Annotated in this window: 16 protein-coding genes; 7 read left to right on the top strand and 9 right to left on the bottom strand. The window is 54.5% G+C overall.

Annotated features, from left to right (window positions below; all coding sequences use genetic code 11):
* Positions 1–40 precede the first annotated feature (40 nt).
* Positions 41–1,984, bottom strand: a complete 1,944-nt coding sequence (locus tag ACJ69_RS14855; RefSeq protein WP_059347259.1) for a bifunctional 2',3'-cyclic-nucleotide 2'-phosphodiesterase/3'-nucleotidase — start codon at positions 1,982–1,984, stop codon at positions 41–43.
* A 190-nt stretch (positions 1,985–2,174) separates the two neighbouring features.
* On the opposite strand from ACJ69_RS14855, the gene cysQ reads away from it, so the two are divergent.
* Entirely contained in the window at positions 2,175–2,915 is a 741-nt protein-coding gene (cysQ, locus tag ACJ69_RS14850; protein ID WP_059347258.1) for a 3'(2'),5'-bisphosphate nucleotidase CysQ, read from the top strand.
* On the opposite strand, the gene ACJ69_RS14845 is transcribed toward cysQ, so the two are convergent.
* The gene (locus ACJ69_RS14845) at positions 2,909–3,466 is read right to left on the bottom strand and encodes a YtfJ family protein (RefSeq protein ID WP_023310161.1); all 558 of its coding nucleotides are present in this window, start codon (positions 3,464–3,466) and stop codon (positions 2,909–2,911) included. The two genes, cysQ and ACJ69_RS14845, sit on opposite strands and share 7 nt — an antisense overlap.
* 324 nt (positions 3,467–3,790) lie before the next feature.
* Here ACJ69_RS14845 and ACJ69_RS14840 point away from each other — a divergent pair, with 324 nt between their 5' ends.
* Entirely contained in the window at positions 3,791–3,997 is a 207-nt protein-coding gene (locus ACJ69_RS14840; RefSeq protein ID WP_008501430.1) for a DUF1107 domain-containing protein, read from the top strand.
* Positions 3,998–4,068: 71 nt separating this feature from the next.
* Here ACJ69_RS14840 and ACJ69_RS14835 read toward each other — a convergent pair whose 3' ends face one another.
* Positions 4,069–5,406 (bottom strand): polyamine export protein PaeA, encoded by a 1,338-nt coding sequence (locus ACJ69_RS14835; protein WP_032662457.1) that lies wholly within the window; start codon positions 5,404–5,406, stop codon positions 4,069–4,071.
* 253 nt (positions 5,407–5,659) lie between these two features.
* Entirely contained in the window at positions 5,660–6,301 is a 642-nt protein-coding gene (gene msrA, locus ACJ69_RS14830) for a peptide-methionine (S)-S-oxide reductase MsrA (RefSeq protein WP_054830266.1), read from the bottom strand.
* Positions 6,302–6,525: 224 nt separating this feature from the next.
* Between msrA and tamA the strand changes: the two genes are divergently transcribed.
* The 3 genes from tamA to ACJ69_RS14815 are packed head-to-tail and all read left to right on the top strand — an operon-like array spanning position 6,526 to position 12,379.
* Positions 6,526–8,259 carry an autotransporter assembly complex protein TamA gene (gene tamA / locus ACJ69_RS14825; RefSeq protein WP_029741955.1) on the top strand — a complete coding sequence of 578 codons (1,734 nt, stop codon included), beginning with the start codon at positions 6,526–6,528 and terminating at the stop codon, positions 8,257–8,259.
* Positions 8,256–12,032: an autotransporter assembly complex protein TamB gene (tamB, locus tag ACJ69_RS14820; protein ID WP_059347257.1), complete on the top strand. Its 3,777-nt coding sequence runs from the start codon at positions 8,256–8,258 to the stop codon at positions 12,030–12,032. Before tamA ends, tamB begins: the two co-directional genes overlap by 4 nt.
* A gap of 2 nt (positions 12,033–12,034) precedes the next feature.
* The gene (locus tag ACJ69_RS14815) at positions 12,035–12,379 is read left to right on the top strand and encodes a gamma-glutamylcyclotransferase family protein (RefSeq protein ID WP_014830431.1); all 345 of its coding nucleotides are present in this window, start codon (positions 12,035–12,037) and stop codon (positions 12,377–12,379) included.
* Between the two features lie 314 nt (positions 12,380–12,693).
* Here the strand turns inward: ACJ69_RS14815 and ACJ69_RS14805 are convergent, their stop codons facing one another.
* Positions 12,694–13,164: a hypothetical protein gene (locus tag ACJ69_RS14805; protein WP_047646496.1), complete on the bottom strand. Its 471-nt coding sequence runs from the start codon at positions 13,162–13,164 to the stop codon at positions 12,694–12,696.
* Complete coding sequence (locus ACJ69_RS25330) at positions 13,161–13,364, bottom strand: hypothetical protein (RefSeq protein ID WP_233424633.1); 204 nt, start codon at positions 13,362–13,364, stop codon at positions 13,161–13,163. The genes ACJ69_RS14805 and ACJ69_RS25330 overlap by 4 nt, the downstream gene beginning before the upstream one ends.
* Before the next feature lie 99 nt (positions 13,365–13,463).
* On the opposite strand from ACJ69_RS25330, the gene ACJ69_RS14790 reads away from it, so the two are divergent.
* A protein-coding gene (locus ACJ69_RS14790; protein WP_116799391.1) for an IS3 family transposase occupies positions 13,464–14,671 on the top strand; the annotation gives its coding sequence in 2 pieces (ribosomal slippage) (positions 13,464–13,785 and positions 13,785–14,671; 1,209 coding nt in all).
* Here the strand turns inward: ACJ69_RS14790 and ACJ69_RS14785 are convergent.
* The 3 genes from ACJ69_RS14785 to ACJ69_RS14775 all read right to left on the bottom strand — a co-directional run bounded on the left by ACJ69_RS14785 (position 14,668) and on the right by ACJ69_RS14775 (position 17,331).
* A complete protein-coding gene (locus ACJ69_RS14785) occupies positions 14,668–15,096 on the bottom strand; it encodes a hypothetical protein (RefSeq protein WP_232248554.1) in 429 nt (142 codons plus the stop codon). The genes ACJ69_RS14790 and ACJ69_RS14785 overlap by 4 nt on opposite strands.
* Positions 15,097–15,319: 223 nt before the next feature.
* The gene (ppa, locus tag ACJ69_RS14780) at positions 15,320–15,850 is read right to left on the bottom strand and encodes an inorganic diphosphatase (protein WP_010427397.1); all 531 of its coding nucleotides are present in this window, start codon (positions 15,848–15,850) and stop codon (positions 15,320–15,322) included.
* A gap of 273 nt (positions 15,851–16,123) precedes the next feature.
* A protein-coding gene (locus tag ACJ69_RS14775) for an IS3 family transposase (protein ID WP_116799391.1) occupies positions 16,124–17,331 on the bottom strand; the annotation gives its coding sequence in 2 pieces (ribosomal slippage) (positions 16,124–17,010 and positions 17,010–17,331; 1,209 coding nt in all).
* Between the two features lie 179 nt (positions 17,332–17,510).
* Between ACJ69_RS14775 and ytfQ the strand changes: the two genes are divergently transcribed.
* Positions 17,511–18,467 (top strand): galactofuranose ABC transporter substrate-binding protein YtfQ, encoded by a 957-nt coding sequence (gene ytfQ / locus ACJ69_RS14765; RefSeq protein WP_014882271.1) that lies wholly within the window; start codon positions 17,511–17,513, stop codon positions 18,465–18,467.
* The last annotated feature ends 8 nt before the right edge of the window (positions 18,468–18,475 follow it).

The raw sequence follows: 18,475 nt of genomic DNA, 5'->3' as shown, positions 1-18,475 counted from the left end.
ACAAACACCAAAAACGGCAACGCATGTTGCCGTTTTGTTTTTACTTGCTCAAATCCACCTGATAAATCGCGAACCCGATATCATCCGTTGCGACCTTCTTCATCGGATACTGGGCTTTATCCTTGATAAACGCGGCTGCCTTATCGGACGGCGACGTTTCGAAGCGGATATCCAGTTTGGTATCGCTGTGGATCGGCGCGAGACGCCAGTTGTTATCAACCGCCGGATGAATTTCGCCCGCCTTCTTCGACTCCGCGCTGATCCACGCCGCCAGCACCGAGCGGTTCTCGTCCGGCGAGGCAAAGGCGATGTGGCTATCCCCCGTACCAGCAAACTTACCGCCGTAGGCACGGTAGTTATTGGTCACGACCAGGAAGGTGGCATTCGGGTCGATCGCCTTGCCGTTGAAGGTCAGGTTTTTGATGCGCTCCGCCTGCGGGTTGATCGCCTGACACTCGCCGTCATATTTCGCCGGCTGGGTGACGTCAATCTGGTAGTTCACGCCGTCGATCACGTCGAAGTTATAGGTGCGGAAGCCGTCCCAGTTAATCAGCGACTGCGGCTTACTGCTGTGCGGGTCAATCTGGTTAAACTGTCCGGCAGAGCACTCCAGCCACTCTTTCACCTCCTGGCCCGTCGCTTTTACCACCACCAGCGTGTTCGGGTAGAGGTAGAGATCGGCGGCGTTACGGAAGGTCAGCTGACCCTTTTCGACTTCAACATAGCTTGCCGGGTCATTCTTACGTCCGCCCACCTTGAATGGCGCAGCGGCTGACAGAACCGGCAGTTTTGCCAGATCCGGATCGCCCTGCACAAAGTGTTCGGCATAGGCTTTCTGCGCCATGTTGACGACCTGAACGGTCGGGTCGTCCTGAACCAGCGCCAGGAAGCTGTACATATTGTCGGCGGATTTGCCGATCGGCTTGCTGACGAATTCGCGCGTAGCGTCGTGATCGTGCTTCAGCACGTCAACCAGTTTTTTATCTTCCGCCGCCAGAGATTTTTTAGCCGCAGCGTCGTAAATCGGGCGCGCTTCGGCTTTTGACTGCGTCACCTTCCAGCTGCCGCTGTCGTTATTCAGCACCAGGTCCATCACGCCAAGGTGGTCGCCCCACATGCCCGGCATCACCGCCGGCACGCCGTTGAGCGTCCCTTTCTCAATGTCCGCCCCTATGATGCTGGCGAAATCTTTGCCCGGGAAGACCGCGTGGGCGTGGCCGAACAGGATTGCGTCGACGCCCGGAACTTCACTCAGATAGTAAACGGAGTTTTCTGCCATGGCCTGATAGGGATCGGCGGAGAGGCCCGAGTGGGCGACAACGACGACCAGATCGGCGCCTTTTTCGCGCATTTCCGGCACGTATTTGCGCGCGGTTTCGGTGATGTCGTTAACGGTCACTTTACCGTCGAGGTTGGCCTTATCCCACGTCATGATCTGCGGCGGCACAAAGCCGATATAGCCGATTTTCAGCGTCTGTTTTTTACCGTCCTGGTCGACGACGTTTGTCTCTTTAATCAGGTAAGGGGTAAAGAGTGGCTTTTGCGTTTTAACGTCGATGATATTGGCGTTAACGTACGGGAATTTCGCACCGGCGAGCGCATCGTGCAGGTATGTCAGACCGTAGTTGAATTCGTGGTTACCGAGGTTGCCGACGGTATAGTCCAGGGTGTTCATCGCTTTATAAACAGGATGAATCTCGCCTTTTTTCAGCCCCCTCGTCGCCATGTAATCCCCGAGCGGACTGCCCTGAATGAGGTCGCCATTGTCGACCAGCACGCTGTTTTTCACTTCGCCACGCGCCGCATCGATCAGGCTTGCCGTGCGTACCAGGCCGAATTTTTCCGTCGGGGTATCTTTGTAGTAATCGAAGTCCATCATGTTGCTGTGCAGATCGGTCGTTTCCAGAATACGCAGATCTACCGTCGCCGCCTGTACGCTTGCTGCAATCAGCGTCGCCAGAAGCGTTGCACTAAACTTAATCATCAGAGGAGTCCTTTTTTCGATGCAGACCACAAAAGAGTATGTATCTATAGCTTGTTGCTTACAGAAATGTGAATCCTGACAGAAAAAAGTAACCTGAAACCGGAATTGCTTCACAGATAGCGGAATTGTTCACATTACGATATAACTAAAACAAAGAGTTAACCTCACTGCGTTAACAAAGAGGTGGAAAATGCTAGATAAAATTTGTCAGCTCGCACGGGATGCGGGAGATGCCATCATGCAGGTGTATGACGGCTGTAAACCTATGGAGGTTGTCAGCAAGGCCGACGACTCTCCGGTCACGGCGGCGGATATTGCGGCGCATAAGGTGATCCTGAAAGGGTTACAGGCCTTAACGCCGGACATCCCCGTTCTGTCAGAAGAAGCGCCGCAAAGCTGGGACGAGCGCCAGCACTGGCAGCGCTACTGGCTGGTCGATCCGCTGGACGGGACAAAAGAGTTCATCAAGCGCAACGGTGAATTCACCGTCAATATCGCCCTGATTGAGAAGGGCAAAGCGGTGCTGGGCGTGGTCTACGCGCCGGTAATGAAGGTGATGTACAGCGCTGCAGAAGGGAAGGCGTGGAAGGAAGAGTGCGGCGTGCGCAAGCAGATCCAGGTGCGCGATGCGCGTCCACCGCTGGTGGTGATTAGCCGCTCGCACAGCGACAGCGAACTGCAGGAGTACCTGCAGCAGCTGGGTGAACACCAGACCACCTCGATTGGCTCATCGCTGAAATTCTGCCTGGTGGCGGAAGGCCACGCGCAGCTCTACCCTCGCTTTGGGCCAACCAACGTCTGGGATACCGCGGCAGGTCATGCCGTTGCTGCGGCCGCCGGGGCGCACGTTCATGACTGGCAGGGCAAGCCGCTGGACTACACCCCGCGCGAATCCTTCCTCAACCCCGGCTTCCGCGTCTCTATTTACTGAGCCAGCAGCTTATGCAGCAGGTCGACAACCTGCTGCACCTCTTCCTGGGTTAACGCGCCGTCTTTCGCCCACTGTACGCGGCCCTCTTTATCAAGCACGATAATCGCGGAGCTCTCTTCTTCCAGCTGCCAGGCCTTACGGGTTACGCCGTTGCTGTCGACGATAAACTGCGACCACGGGTAGAGCTTTTTATTGCTCTCAAGACTGGAGCGTACAAACATTCCGGAGCCCGGAATGGCGTCGTCGGTGTTAACAATGGTGGTCGTCTGGTAGCGGTCGTGAGGGAATTTTGCGGCCTTGATCGCTTCCACCAGGTTGGCATTTTTCTCTTTTGCGGATGTACGACCGGCAATATGTTGTACAACTCTCACTTTGCCCGCGAGCTGCGCGCTATTCCAGGGTTTGTAGCTAAACTTATCATTGTCGAGAATCAATTCTCCCCGGTCAGCAATGCCGACTGGCGGTACACGTTGTCCTTTTTCAATGTTGTGAGCGGAAGCCCACAGAGGCAGCAGCAGGCAGGCTGCTGCAAGGATATTACGTAGGGTCATGGCGTTTCCTTATTGTTTGCAGGTGATCCGACCACTTGGTCTTGCGCTTTTAATCATAAGTGCGATCAATGGGGTTTTCCCGCAATCCCGATGCCAGTTTGCGGGCGAACGCACATATCCATGAAAAAACGACGGCTTATACTGCTCTCAGTCACGCTTTGCAAAGATTATTCTGAATAATTGTAATCAAACGGTAAATAAACTTATGCACACTGGGTAACACCTAAGTTCTGGTCTATAGTCATTGAGCATTAAAATTTGCGCTCAGGACAGTCGGGCCGATTGTGGCACCGCAAGAGCGTATGATTCGCAGGAGATACAAGAATGAAAATTTTCCAACGCTACAACCCGCTTCAGGTGGCGAAGTACGTGAAGATCCTGTTCCGTGGACGGTTGTACATCAAGGATGTTGGCGCTTTTGAGTTTGATAAGGGCAAGATCCTTGTCCCAAAAGTGAAGGACAAACAGCACCTGTCTGTGATGTCCGAAGTCAACCGTCAGGTTATGCGTCTGCAGACTGAGATGGCTTAACCAACGTGCTATGCAGTAGTTAAAAAAACGGCTCCCAATGGGAGCCGTTGATGTTTGTGGGGGCAGGGAGTTTACGCCGACACCTTCTCTTCCGCGTCCGGCAGCTTTGGTACCAGTACGGTCGGTTTGTTGTCGATGCGCGTCACCAGCAGCTGGTCGATGCGGTAGTTATCAATATCCACCACTTCAAACTTGTAGCCGGAGAACTTCACCGAGTCGGTACGTTTCGGGATCTTACGCAGCATAAACATCATAAAGCCGCCGATGGTCTCGTAGTTGCCGGACTGCGGGAACTCGTCGATATCCAGCACGCGCATTACGTCTTCAATCGGCGTGCCGCCATCAATCAGCCATGAATTATCGTCACGCTGAACAATCTGCTCTTCCAGCCCTTGGCCAACCAGGTCGCCCATCAGCGTGGTCATCACGTCGTTCAGGGTGATAATACCCACCACCAGCGCGTATTCGTTCATGATAACCGCGAAGTCTTCCCCGGCGGTTTTGAAACTTTCCAGCGCTTCTGAGAGCGTCAGGGTGTCCGGCACAATCAGGGTATTGCGGATCTGCACGCCGCTGTTAAGCGCCAGGCTCTGGTTTGCCAGTACGCGGTTCAGCAGGTCTTTGGAGTCGACGTAACCGATGATGTGGTCGATATCTTCATTACAGACCAGGAACTTAGAGTGCGGATGCTGCGCCACTTTGTTCTTCAGGCTCTGCTCATCTTCATGTAAATCGAACCAGATAATGTTCTCACGGCCCGTCATGGAAGACGGCACGGTACGGGATTCCAGTTCGAATACGTTCTCAATCAGCTCGTGCTCCTGCTTGCGCAGCACCCCGGCCAGCGCGCCGGCTTCCACCACCGCATAAATGTCGTCAGAGGTGATGTCGTCTTTACGCACCATTGGCAGCTTAAAGATGCGGAAAATCACGTTCGCCAGGCCGTTGAAGAACCATACCAGCGGACGAAACACGTACAGACAGAAGCGCATCGGGTTGATGATACGCAAAGCCACAGCTTCTGGCGCAATCATACCGATGCGTTTCGGGGTCAGGTCTGCAAAGAGGATGAACAGGCCGGTTACCAGCGAGAAGGAGAGGATAAAGCTAAGCTGTTCAGCCAGTTCAACGGACATGTACTTAACAAACAGACTATAAAACGCCGGGGAAAACGCCGCATCACCCACGATACCGCCGAGAATGGCGACCGCGTTGAGGCCAATCTGCACCACGGTGAAGAACATTCCGGGGTTTTCCTGCATTTTCAGGATGCGGGTGGCATTGATGTTGCCTTCATCGGCAAGCAGCTTCAGTTTGATTTTACGGGACGCGGCCAGCGAGATCTCAGATATCGAGAAAAACGCGCTGACGGCAATCAGACAAAGTATTACTAAAATACTGTTTAACATAGTTTATCCGGCTTCTCGCCAGATCCTCAGAAGGGGAGTTGATACCATTTGTGTGAAAACACATTGAAAATCAGCTCGTAGCGTTGAGCCGATTATTTCAGCGGGTAGTATAGCGTAAAGAGATGTAAATCTGCCAGAGGTCACAATTTGTCGAAGATGGCCGGCGGGGGCGGCTAACGGGTGGTTGTTATATTATGAGACAACGCAGTCGATTTCTTGAGCGCCACGCGGCTCGCGTGGCGCTGGGTAGGTATCAGGCCAGCTGTGGCGGCAGGCAGACGCCGATGCCCCCGATACCGCAGTAGCCGTACGGGTTTTTATGCAGATACTGCTGGTGATCGTCCTCGGCATAGTAGAACGGTTTCGCGGTGGTGATTTCCGTCGTCACCTCGCGCGTATCGCCCGCTTCACGCATGGCCTGCTGGAAACGCTCAAGGCTGGCGCGCGCGGCGGTATCCTGCTCGGGCGTGAGCGGATAAATGGCCGAACGGTACTGTGTGCCGTGGTCGTTGCCCTGACGCATGCCCTGCGCCGGGTCGTGGTTTTCCCAGAAGACCTGCAGGAGCTGCTCGTAGCTAATGACTGCAGGGTCATAGACCACGCGTACCGCTTCCGCATGCCCGGTTTCGCCGGAGCAGACTTCGCGATAGGTCGGATTGGGCGTGTAGCCGCCCGTGTAGCCAGCCGCCGTGCTGTAAACGCCGGGCAGCTGCCAGAAGAGGCGCTCAACGCCCCAGAAGCAGCCCATGGCGAACAGGGCGATTTCCATTCCCTCCGGCACGTTGGTCATGGAATGGTTATTGACGGCGTGTAAGGTCGCCACAGGCATAGGGGTGTTGCGTCCCGGTAATGCATCAGTTTGTGAAACCAGATGCTTTTTGTCGAATAAACTCACGATTGGGCCTCCCGGGGTGCGATGTTTCGGTTAAGGTTGTCACGAAGCGTTTAATTGAACACAATAAATGCGCTGAATGAGTCTAGATTTAATCATAAGAAATATTTGGGTGTTACACCCGTTTTCAACCCGTGATTTGGGTTTTTGGCTAACAGGCCGTATTTTGCCGCAGAGCGGCACTTCATTTGCTTCCAGGGTGGAAACAGGGATATTCAGGAGAAAACGTGACAAAAATCCGCCAGTTATGTTTAGTCAGTGTGTTGCTGACAAGCGGGATTGCCAGCGCGGCGAATGTCCGTTTGCAGGTTGAGGGGTTATCCGGGGCGCTACAAAAAAACGTGCGTGCGCAGTTGTCGACCATCCAGAGTGATGAGGTGACGCCGGACCGGCGTTTTCGCGCGCGCGTGGATGACGCCATCCGTGAAGGGCTGAAAGCGCTGGGGTATTATGAACCCACCATTGATTTCGATCTCCGCCCGCCGCCAAAGAAGGGGCGCCAGGTCCTTATTGCCCGCGTTTCGCCGGGTGAGCCGGTACTGATTGGCGGTACGAACGTCATCCTGCGCGGCGGGGCGCGTACCGACCGGGATTACCTGGACCTGCTCAGCACGCGGCCGAAAATCGGTACCGTGCTTAACCACGGCGACTACGACCATTTCAAAAAAGAGCTGACGAACGTTTCCCTGCGTAAGGGCTACTTTGACAGCCAGTTCAATAAAAGCCAGCTGGGGATTGCGCTGGATCGGCGTCAGGCCTTCTGGGATATCGACTACGACAGCGGAGAACGCTACCGCTTTGGCGATGTGACGTTTGAAGGTTCGCAAATTCGTGAAGAGTACCTGCAAAACCTCGTGCCGTTCAAAAAAGGGGATTACTACCAGTCGAGGGACCTGGCGGAACTGAACCGTCGTCTTTCCGCTACCGGCTGGTTTAACTCCGTGGTTGTCGCGCCGGAATTTGAGAAGTCTCGCAAAACGAAGGTGTTGCCGCTGCATGGCGTTGTCTCGCCGCGCACCGAGAACACCATTGAGACCGGTGTTGGCTACTCGACGGATGTTGGACCACGCGTGAGAACCTCGTGGAAAAAACCGTGGATGAACTCGTACGGTCACAGCCTGACCACCAGCCTGAGCCTCTCTGCGCCCGAGCAGCAGCTGGATTTCAGCTACAAAATGCCGCTGCTGAAAAATCCGCTTGAGCAATATTATCTTGTGCAGGGCGGTTTTAAGCGCACCGACTTGAACGACACCAAGCAGGATTCTACGACCCTTGCGGTCTCCCGCTTCTGGGATCTCTCCAGCGGCTGGCAGCGCGCCATCAACCTGCGCTGGAGCCTGGACCACTTTACCCAGGCCAACGTCACCAACACCACCATGCTGCTTTATCCGGGCGTGATGATCAGCCGTACCCGCTCGCGCGGGGGCCTGATGCCGACCTGGGGCGACTCGCAGCGCTACTCCATTGATTATTCCAACTCCGCCTGGGGCTCCGACGTGGACTTCTCCGTCATGCAGGCGCAAAACGTCTGGATCCGCACGCTGTATGACAAACACCGCTTTGTGATGCGCGGCAATCTCGGCTGGATTGAAACGGGAGACTTCGAGCGCGTTCCGCCGGATCTGCGCTTCTTCGCCGGGGGCGACCGCAGCATTCGTGGGTATAAGTACAAATCGATCTCACCTGAGAACGAAAAGGGCCAGCTGACCGGTGCGTCAAAACTGGCGACCGGATCGCTGGAGTATCAGTACAACGTCAGCGGAAAGTGGTGGGGCGCCATGTTTGTTGACGGCGGTGAAGCGGTAAACGATATCCGCCGCAGCGACTTCAAAACCGGCGCGGGCGTGGGCGTACGCTGGCAGTCACCCGTCGGGCCCATCAAGCTCGACTTCGCCGTGCCTGTCGGCGACAAAGAAGAGCACGGATTACAGTTTTACATCGGTCTGGGGCCTGAATTATGAGTTTATGGAAGAAAATAAGCCTCGGGGTGCTGATTTTTATCGTGCTGCTGCTCGGTACGGTGGCGTTTCTGGTGGGAACGACGACCGGGCTGCATCTGCTGTTTAACGCTGCGAACCGCTGGGTGCCGGGGCTGGAGATTGGCCAGGTAACGGGCGGCTGGCGCGATCTGCGTCTGAAGAACATCCGCTATGAGCAGCCGGGCGTGGCGGTGAACGCCGGGGAGTTCCATCTCGCGGTGAAGCTGGGCTGCCTGCGCGACAGTAAGCTCTGCGTCAACGATGTGTCGCTAAAAGACGTCAACGTGGCGATAGATTCGAAAAAAATGCCGAAGTCTGCGCCGGTCGAGGAGGAGGACAGCGGCCCGCTGAATCTTTCCACGCCGTACCCGATCGCGCTCTATCGGGTGGCGCTCGATAACGTCAATATCAAAATCGACGACACCACCGTGTCCGTGATGGATTTCTCCTCCGGCCTGCGCTGGCAGGAGAAAAACCTCACCCTGACGCCGACGTCCCTGCAGGGCTTGCTGATCGCGCTGCCGAAAGTGGCAGACGTGGCGCAGGAAGAGATCGTCGAGCCGAAGATCCAGAACCGGCAGCCGGAAGAAAAACCGCTGGGCGAAACGCTGAAAGACCTCTTCTCGAAGCCTGTCCTGCCGGAAATGACCGACGTTCATCTGCCGCTAAATCTCAACATCGAGGAGTTCAAAGGCGAGCAGCTGCGCCTGACCGGCGATACCGATCTGACGGTCTACACCATGCTGCTGAAGGTCAGCAGCATTGACGGCAACATGAAGCTCGACGCGCTGGATATCGACACCAACCAGGGCTCGGTGAATGCGTCAGGGAATGCCCTGCTGCGCGACAACTGGCCGGTGGACATTACGCTTAACAGTGCCCTCAACATCGATCCGCTGAAAGGCGAAAAGGTGAAGGTCAAAGTGGGCGGTGCGCTGCGCGACAAGCTGGACGTCGGGGTGAATCTCTCCGGCCCGGTGGACATGGTTCTGCGCGCGCAAACGCAGCTGGCGGAAGCCGGGCTGCCGCTCAATCTGGAGGTTGTCAGCAAGCAGCTTTCCTGGCCGTTCACCGGCGAAAAACAGTTCCAGGCCGATGACCTGAAGCTAAAGCTGAGCGGCAAGATGACCGACTACACGCTCTCGTTCCGCACCGCGGTGAAGGGGCAGGGCGTGCCGCCCGCGAACATCACGCTGGATGCGAAGGGCAACGAACAGCAGGTCAACCTCGACAAGCTGACCGTCGCGGCGCTGGAAGGCAAAACCGAGCTGACCGCGCTGCTCGACTGGCAGCAGGCGATCAGCTGGCGCGGCGAGCTGAAGCTGACGGGCATTAACACCGCCAAAGAGGTGCCGGACTGGCCGTCGAAACTGGATGGCCTGATTAAAACCCGCGGCAGCCTGTACGGCGGTACGTGGCAGATGGACGTGCCGGAAATCAAGCTCACCGGCAACGTGAAGCAGAACAAGGTTAACGTTGAAGGCTCGGTGAAAGGCAACAGCTATCTGCAGTGGGTTATCCCGGGGCTGCATGTGGCGCTGGGCCGCAACACGGCGGATATCAAAGGCGAGCTGGGGGTAAAAGATCTCAATCTGGACGCCACCATCGACGCGCCGAATCTCGACAACGCCCTGCCGGGGCTGGGCGGCACGGCGAAAGGTCTCGTGAAAGTGCGCGGTACGGTGGAGGCGCCGCAGCTGCTGGCGGACATTACCGCCAATAACCTGCGCTGGCAGGAGCTGAGCGTTGCCCGCGTCCGCGTGGAAGGGGATGTGAAATCTACCGATCAGATCGGCGGTAGCCTGAACCTGCGCGTGGAGCGCATTTCTCAGCCGGACGTGAACATTAACCTGGTCACCCTGGACGCCAAAGGGAACGAGAAGCAGCACGACCTCCAGCTGCGCGTGCAGGGCGAGCCGGTCTCCGGCCAGCTTCACCTCACCGGCAGCTTCGACCGCAAGGAAGAACGCTGGAAAGGGACGCTGGACAACACCCGCTTCACTACGCCGGTCGGGCCGCTGGCGCTCTCGCGATCCATTGCCCTCGACTACCGCAACGCCGAGCAGAAGATCAGCATTGGGCCACACTGCTGGACCAACCCGAATGCGGAGCTGTGCGTGCCGCAGACCATCGATGCGGGTGCGGAAGGGCGCGCGCAGATCAACCTCAACCGTTTCGATCTGGCGATGCTGAAGCCGTTTATGCCGGACACAACCCAGGCCAGCGGCGTATTCAGCGGGAAGGCCGATGTGGCCTGGGACACTACCAAAGAGGGGCTGCCGCAGGGCAGCGTCACGCTGTCCGGGCGTAACGTGAAGGTGACGCAGGAGGTCAACGACGCGCCGCTGCCGGTAGCGTTCGACACCCTGAACCTGAGTGCCGATCTGCATAACAATCGCGCACAGCTGGGGTGGACGATCCGCCTGACCAACAACGGTCAGCTGGACGGGGAGGTCCAGATTACCGATCCGCAGGGACGGCGTAATCTGGGCGGCAACGTCAACGTCCGTAACTTCAACCTGGCGATGGTGAACCCGATTTTCGCGCGCGGGGAAAAAGCAGAGGGCATGGTGAACGCTAACCTGCGCCTGGCCGGTAACGTGCAAAGCCCGCAGCTGTTCGGCCAGCTGCGCCTCAGCGGCGTGGATATCGACGGTAACTTCATGCCGTTTGACATGCAGCCCAGCCAGATTGCGATGAACTTCAACGGCATGAGCTCGACGCTGAGCGGCTCGGTATTGACGCAGCAAGGGCAAATCAACCTGAGCGGCGACGCGGACTGGAGCCAGATCGATAACTGGCGCGCCCGTATTGCCGCGAAGGGCAGCCGGGTACGCATCACCGTACCGCCAATGGTGCGCCTGGACGTTTCGCCTGATGTGGTCTTTGAAGCCACGCCAAGCCTCTTTACGCTTGACGGGCGCGTCGACGTGCCGTGGGCGCGCATCGTGGTTCACGACGTGCCGGAAAGCGCGGTCGGCGTCTCAAGTGATGAAGTTATGCTCAATGAAAATCTGAAACCTATCGAACAGAAGAGCGCTGGCATACCGATCAATAGTAACCTTATCGTGCACGTGGGGAATAACGTGCGGTTGAATGCGTTTGGGCTGAAGGCGAGGCTCACGGGCGATCTGAAAGTGGCGCAGGATAAACAAGGGCTTGGCCTTAACGGGCAGATCACTATTCCTGAAGGGCGTTTCCACGCCTATGGTCAGGATCTGATTGTGCGCAAAGGCGAGCTGCTGTTCTCCGGTCCACCGGATCAGCCCCTGTTGAACATCGAAGCGATTCGTAACCCGGAAGCGACGGAAGACGACGTCATTGCTGGCGTTCGCGTCACCGGTTCCGCCGACGAACCGAAGGCGGAGATCTTCTCTGACCCGGCGATGTCGCAGCAGGAAGCTCTCTCTTATCTGCTGCGTGGACAAGGCCTGAACAGCGGACAAAGCGACAGTGCGGCGATGACCTCGATGTTAGTGGGTCTGGGGGTTGCACAAAGTGGGCAGGTTGTGGGTAAAATCGGCGAGACGTTCGGCGTAAGCAATCTGGCGCTGGACACCCAGGGCGTGGGTGACTCCTCGCAGGTGGTGGTCAGCGGCTATGTACTGCCGGGTCTGCAGGTAAAATATGGTGTGGGGATCTTTGACTCACTGGCAACTCTCACGTTACGCTATCGCCTGATGCCCAAGCTATATCTGGAAGCAGTGTCCGGCGTAGACCAGGCACTTGATCTGCTCTATCAGTTTGAGTTTTAGCAATGCGAATATTTGTCTATGGCAGTTTACGAACCAAGCAAGGCAACAGTCACTGGATGACCAATGCCCTGCTGCTGGGGAATTACAATATCGAGAACTACCAGTTGTATAGCCTGGGCCACTATCCAGGCGCGGTTCCGGGCGAAGGAACAGTACAGGGTGAAGTCTATCGTATTGATAACGCGACGCTTGCCGAACTTGATGCCTTGCGCACCAGGGGCGGTGAATACGCACGCCAGTTGATCCAGACGCCGTACGGAAGTGCGTGGATGTACGTCTACCAGCGTCCGGTCGAAGGGTTAACGCGGATTGTAAGCGGTAACTGGTTAGACAGAGACCAGTACTGAAAAAAAACAACGCCACCATGAGGTGGCGTTGTTTTTTATTCCTTCAACTCTCTTCTGTATCCCGACGTCGGGTTAAAAACAGAGGAACGAACAGCATGATGTACGGGGCAATAAGCCATAAAAAACACAAGGCGCGTGAGCGGCCGTAGTAGTTTATGCACCGCGTATTGCTTGAAATGACGGGCAGGAAAAACAGTAAAAATAGCAGAATCACATAATCGCTTCGATAAGGGAGCCATAAGTAAAACAAAAACCAGGCAAGCTGGAATGTCATGATGCAGAGATACTGCCATTTACTGTCTTTACCGTAACAGTCAAACGCCTTTATGTAGCCCATCTTTATGCTTTGAAGAAAGAAACTTAGCATGTATAACGCTCACGATCGCGACGGTCAGGAGTGTGCTCGTCAGCAACGCCCCTAAAAAATAGCTGTGGGTAATATCAGTAGCACCCGAGCCTAAAGTATGTAATTTACTATATCCTCTATCTACTGCAACAAAAAGCGTATATAGCCCGATGTTAATACAGAACTGAAGCAGACAAGAAGTGATAATATTTCCTGGGATTTTTTTTAATAGAGTAAGTGACGCATAAATAATACTTGCTGATAGCGCGAAGTAAAGCCCGTTAAATAAACTGGATAGTAAAGAACTATTTATTTCGCTGAATATTAAATTATCGCTTCCATAGTACCATGACAGATATTCAACATACGTACTTCTGCCAAAGACAAAGGAGGCAACAATAAGAATAAATAGGCTCACAATATGGCTTTTCTTACTCATAATTTTGCTCCCTTAGATAGCAGTTCCTTCATCGTTTTACTGGCTTCTAGCTGATCTTTAATTATGGCAAGGTCACGAGTATTGTGGTTATATTTTGCAATAGCGGTTGGCGTACCCTTACCACCATTGTCCATAAAGAAGACTATATCCTTACGACCATAAAGAAGGACTTGTGGGATGGGATCACGCCCATAACTCACCGCCTGTGTGATGTAGCCCCCTGAAACACCGGACAGTAGCTGTATCTCCAGATAAGAGATAGGCTTGAATATATGTCTAACACTAACGCCAATTTTGAGATGACCGGGATCCTGTTAGGGCAAGAAGCCCGTAAACGTAAAACTCCTCAGGAGAAGATCGCCATTATCCAGCAGACGATGGAGCCGGGCATGAATGTCTCCCATGTCGCCCGCCTGCATGGTATCCAGCCCAGCCTGCTGTTTAAGTGGAAGAAGCAATATCAGGAAGGCAGCCTCACCGCCGTTGCGGCCGGAGAGGAAGTCGTTCCTGCTTCTGAGCTTACTGCTGCTCTGAAGCAGGTCCGGGAACTTCAGCGCCTTCTGGGCAAGAAGACGATGGAAGTTGAGATCCTGAAAGAAGCCGTGGAGTACGGCCAGTCGCGAAAATGGATAGCGCACGCGCCCTTGTTGCCAAAGGACGGGGAATAGCCCTGGTCAGCCGCACCATGGGCGTGTCGCGTGCGCAGCTGTCACTGCGGATTAACCGTTCTGCCGACTGGCAGGACAGGCGCTGTAACCGGCGTAATGACGAAGCAGACGAAGAAATACTGTCGGCTATCCTCGACATCATCAGCGATATGCCGAGTTATGGTTATCGACGCGTGTGGGGCATCCTGCGCAAGCAACGTCGCACAGAGGGACAGCCACCTGTGAACGCCAAACGGCTTTACAGGATAATGAGCGAGCATAACCTGTTGTTGTTGCATGACAAACCAGAGCGACCGAAGCGTGAACATAAGGGCAAGATAGCGGTGGCAGAAAGCGATATGCGCTGGTGTTCAGATGGCTTCGAGTTCGGCTGCGACAACGGCGAAAAACTGCGGGTAACGTTCGCGCTGGACTGCTGCGACCGTGAGGCCATAGACTGGGCAGCAAGCACGGGAGGCTATGACAGTTCGACCGTGCAGGATGTGATGCTGAGGTCGGTGGAAAAGCGCTTCGGCGACAGGCTACCGGAAACACCAGTGCAGTGGCTGACGGATAACGGTTCAGCGTATACCGCGTATGAAACGCGGAGGTTCGCGAGAGAGCTGAATCTGGAGCCCTGCACAACAGCGGTGAGCAGCCCGCAGAGTAATGGCATGGCCGAACGGTTCGTGAAAACGATGAAAGAAGACTATATCGCGTTCATGCCAAAACCGGATGTGAGAACAGCACTGCGAAACCTTGCAGTAGCGTTCACGCATTACAATGAAAACCACCCGCACAGCGCGCTGGGATATCACTCCCCGAGGGAATACCGGCGGCAGCGGACATCGTTAACTTAAGATACAAAAGCTGTCCGGAGATGGAGGGTCAAGATCAAACTCACCGCCTGTGGAAGGGAGTGGATAGACTCTGTCGTGAGGAAGCGAGGAATATTTTCATGCTCAATATTACCTAAAGGCGTGGTGGCAACAAGGGAGCCGATAAAATCGGTCGTATACACTAATGCATCTGTATCTTTGGTCGTTACTTTTGAACCCGTAATATATTTTATCTGTTGCCAAAGGGTAATATCTTTAGGGGTAACCTTAACACCATCCATAAACATATCCTGCTTGCGTTTTAGCTGAATGACAGTACGGTGCACCTGTGTTAAAGAGGGGCTGATTTCCCCAATAGAAGGCATAAAACCATCGCGGGAATACAACCGTTCAATGATAAAATAAATTCCAGTTGGGCGGGCAACATCAATGTTAATGGATGACATATGAATCCTGTAATGAATGGGGATTAATGATCATCATGACAGTATGTTGTGAACAGCCAGGCTATTCAACCACTCCCACTATAAATGATAGGGTGTCTTTTTTTGGTGTTAATGTCAAAAACAAAAGGAATGGGATTATTCTTAAAAATCAGTTTGTACTACTTTCAACCTGGGAAATAAAAAAAGCCCCGACTCGCGGGGCCTTCATTAACAGCAGTAAGAATTACTTCTTAGCAGCACGTTCGAAAGAGGCGATGATTTCTGCTTTCGCCGCTTCTGCGTTGTCCCAGCCGTCAACTTTAACCCACTTGCCTTTTTCGAGGTCTTTGTAGTGCTCGAAGAAGTGAGTGATCTGCGCTTTCAGCAGCTCTGGCAGGTCGTTCACATCTTTGATGTGATCGTATTCTTTGCTCAGCTTGGTGTGCGGTACTGCAACCAGCTTCGCATCTTCACCGGATTCGTCGGTCATTTTCAGCACGCCAACTGGACGGCAGCGAATGACGGAGCCTGGCTCCAGTGGGTATGGCGTTGGGACCAGCACGTCAACCGGGTCACCGTCCAGAGACAGGGTGTGGTTGATGTAACCGTAGTTGCACGGATAGAACATCGCGGTAGACATGAAACGGTCTACGAACAGGGCGCCGCTCTCTTTGTCCACTTCGTATTTGATCGGATCTGCGTTAGCCGGGATTTCGATAACTACGTAGATGTCTTCTGGCAGTTCTTTACCCGCTGGGACGTTGAGTAAGCTCATGTCGGTGTCCTTTAAAATGGATGGTAAACAAGTGGCAGGTATTATAGCCAACTCGCGCTGAATGTCTCCGCCTGTTTTCGCTTTCTCTCCCCGCTTTCTCCACTTTTCAGACCCTTTCCATGACAGAAAAATCCATAAACTCAGCCGCATTTTTCATGGTGAAATGAAAGCGATTACAAACTTGTGATTAACGTTTTATTCACTTTTCTGAAGTGTGATGTAACGCAATTCGTTACTGATCTTGACCCTCCATCTCCGGACAGCTTTTGTATCTTAAGTTAACGATGTCCGCTGCCGCCGGTATTCCCTCGGGGAGTGATATCCCAGCGCGCTGTGCGGGTGGTTTTCATTGTAATGCGTGAACGCTACTGCAAGGTTTCGCAGTGCTGTTCTCACATCCGGTTTTGGCATGAACGCGATATAGTCTTCTTTCATCGTTTTCACGAACCGTTCGGCCATGCCATTACTCTGCGGGCTGCTCACCGCTGTTGTGCAGGGCTCCAGATTCAGCTCTCTCGCGAACCTCCGCGTTTCATACGCGGTATACGCTGAACCGTTATCCGTCAGCCACTGCACTGGTGTTTCCGGTAGCCTGTCGCCGAAGCGCTTTTCCACCGACCTCAGCATCACATCCTGCACGGTCGAACTGTCATAGCCTCCCGTGCTTGCTGCCCAGTCTATGGCCTCACGGTCGCAGCAGTCCAGCGCGAACGTTACCCGCAGTTTTTCGCCGTTGTCGCAGCCGAACTCGAAGCCATCTGAACACCAGCGCATATCGCTTTCTGCCACCGCTATCTTGCCCTTATGTTCACGCTTCGGTCGCTCTGGTTTGTCATGCAACAACAACAGGTTATGCTCGCTCATTATCCTGTAAAGCCGTTTGGCGTTCACAGGTGGCTGTCCCTCTGTGCGACGTTGCTTGCGCAGGATGCCCCACACGCGTCGATAACCATAACTCGGCATATCGCTGATGATGTCGAGGATAGCCGACAGTATTTCTTCGTCTGCTTCGTCATTACGCCGGTTACAGCGCCTGTCCTGCCAGTCGGCAGAACGGTTAATCCGCAGTGACAGCTGCGCACGCGACACGCCCATGGTGCGGCTGACCAGGGCTATTCCCCGTCCTTTGGCAACAAGGGCGCGTGCGCTATCCATTTTCGCGACTGGCCGTACTCCACGGCTTCTTTCAGGATCTCAACTTCCATCGTCTTCTTGCCCAGAAGGCGCTGAAGTTCCCGGACCTGCTTCAGAGCAGCAGTAAGCTCAGAAGCAGGAACGACTTCCTCTCCGGCCGCAACGGCGGTGAGGCTGCCTTCCTGATATTGCTTCTTCCACTTAAACAGCAGGCTGGGCTGGATACCATGCAGGCGGGCGACATGGGAGACATTCATGCCCGGCTCCATCGTCTGCTGGATAATGGCGATCTTCTCCTGAGGAGTTTTACGTTTACGGGCTTCTTGCCCTAACAGGATCCCGGTCATCTCAAAATTGGCGTTAGTGTTAGACATATATTCAAGCCTATCTCTTATCTGGAGATACAGCTACTGTCCGGTGTTTCAGGGGGCTACATCAAACGCAATTCGTTACATATTTCATGGGCTATAGTCATTTCGCAGAACATCTTTTAACCAACAATAAACACCCCTACGAGGACGCTCATATGTGGAAGCGCTTACTTCTTGTCACAGCAGTTTCGGCAGCCATGTCGTCTATGGCGATGGCCGCTCCCTTAACCGTAGGTTTTTCGCAGGTCGGCTCTGAATCTGGCTGGCGAGCGGCAGAAACCAACGTTGCGAAAAGCGAGGCTCAGAAACGCGGCATTACCCTGAAAATCGCCGATGGTCAGCAAAAACAAGAGAATCAGATCAAAGCCGTGCGCTCCTTTATCGCCCAGGGCGTGGATGCCATCTTTATTGCACCCGTCGTGGCGACCGGCTGGGAACCCGTCCTGAAGGAAGCGAAAGACGCTGAGATCCCGGTCTTCCTGCTCGACCGTTCCATCGACGTTAAAGACAAATCCCTCTATATGACCACTGTGACCGCCAACAACGTGCTGGAAGGGCAATTGATTGGCGACTGGCTGGTGAAGCAGGTTGACGGCAAGCCGTGTAACGTCGTTGAGCTGCAGGGCACCGTCGGCGCGAGCGTGGCCATCGACCGTAAAAAAGGCTTTGCTGAGGCCATCGCTAAAGCGCCAAACATCAAGATTATCCGCTCTCAGTCCGGCGACTTTACGCGCAGTAAAGGTAAAGAGGTCATGGAGAGCTTTATTAAGGCTGAAAACAACGGCAAGAACATCTGCATGGTTTACGCCCACAACGATGACATGGTGATCGGTGCGATTCAGGCGATTAAAGAAGCGGGCCTGAAGCCGGGCAAAGATATTCTCACCGGCTCTATCGACGGCGTGCCGGACATCTACAAAGCGATGATTGACGGTGAAGCCAACGCCAGCGTGGAGCTGACGCCAAACATGGCGGGCCCGGCATTCGACGCGCTGGAGAAATTCAAGAAAGACGGCACGATGCCTGAGAAGGTGACGGTCACCAAGTCCACGCTCTACCTGCCTGACACGGCGAAAGAAGAGTTAGAGAAGAAGAAAAATATGGGCTACTAAGACCCGCG

Origin of the sequence: Enterobacter asburiae (assembly GCF_001521715.1) — a bacterium.
GTDB lineage: Bacteria > Pseudomonadota > Gammaproteobacteria > Enterobacterales > Enterobacteriaceae > Enterobacter > Enterobacter asburiae.
The sequence above is the reverse complement of the archived record's forward strand: the minus strand, read 5'-3'. Positions and strand labels throughout refer to the sequence as shown.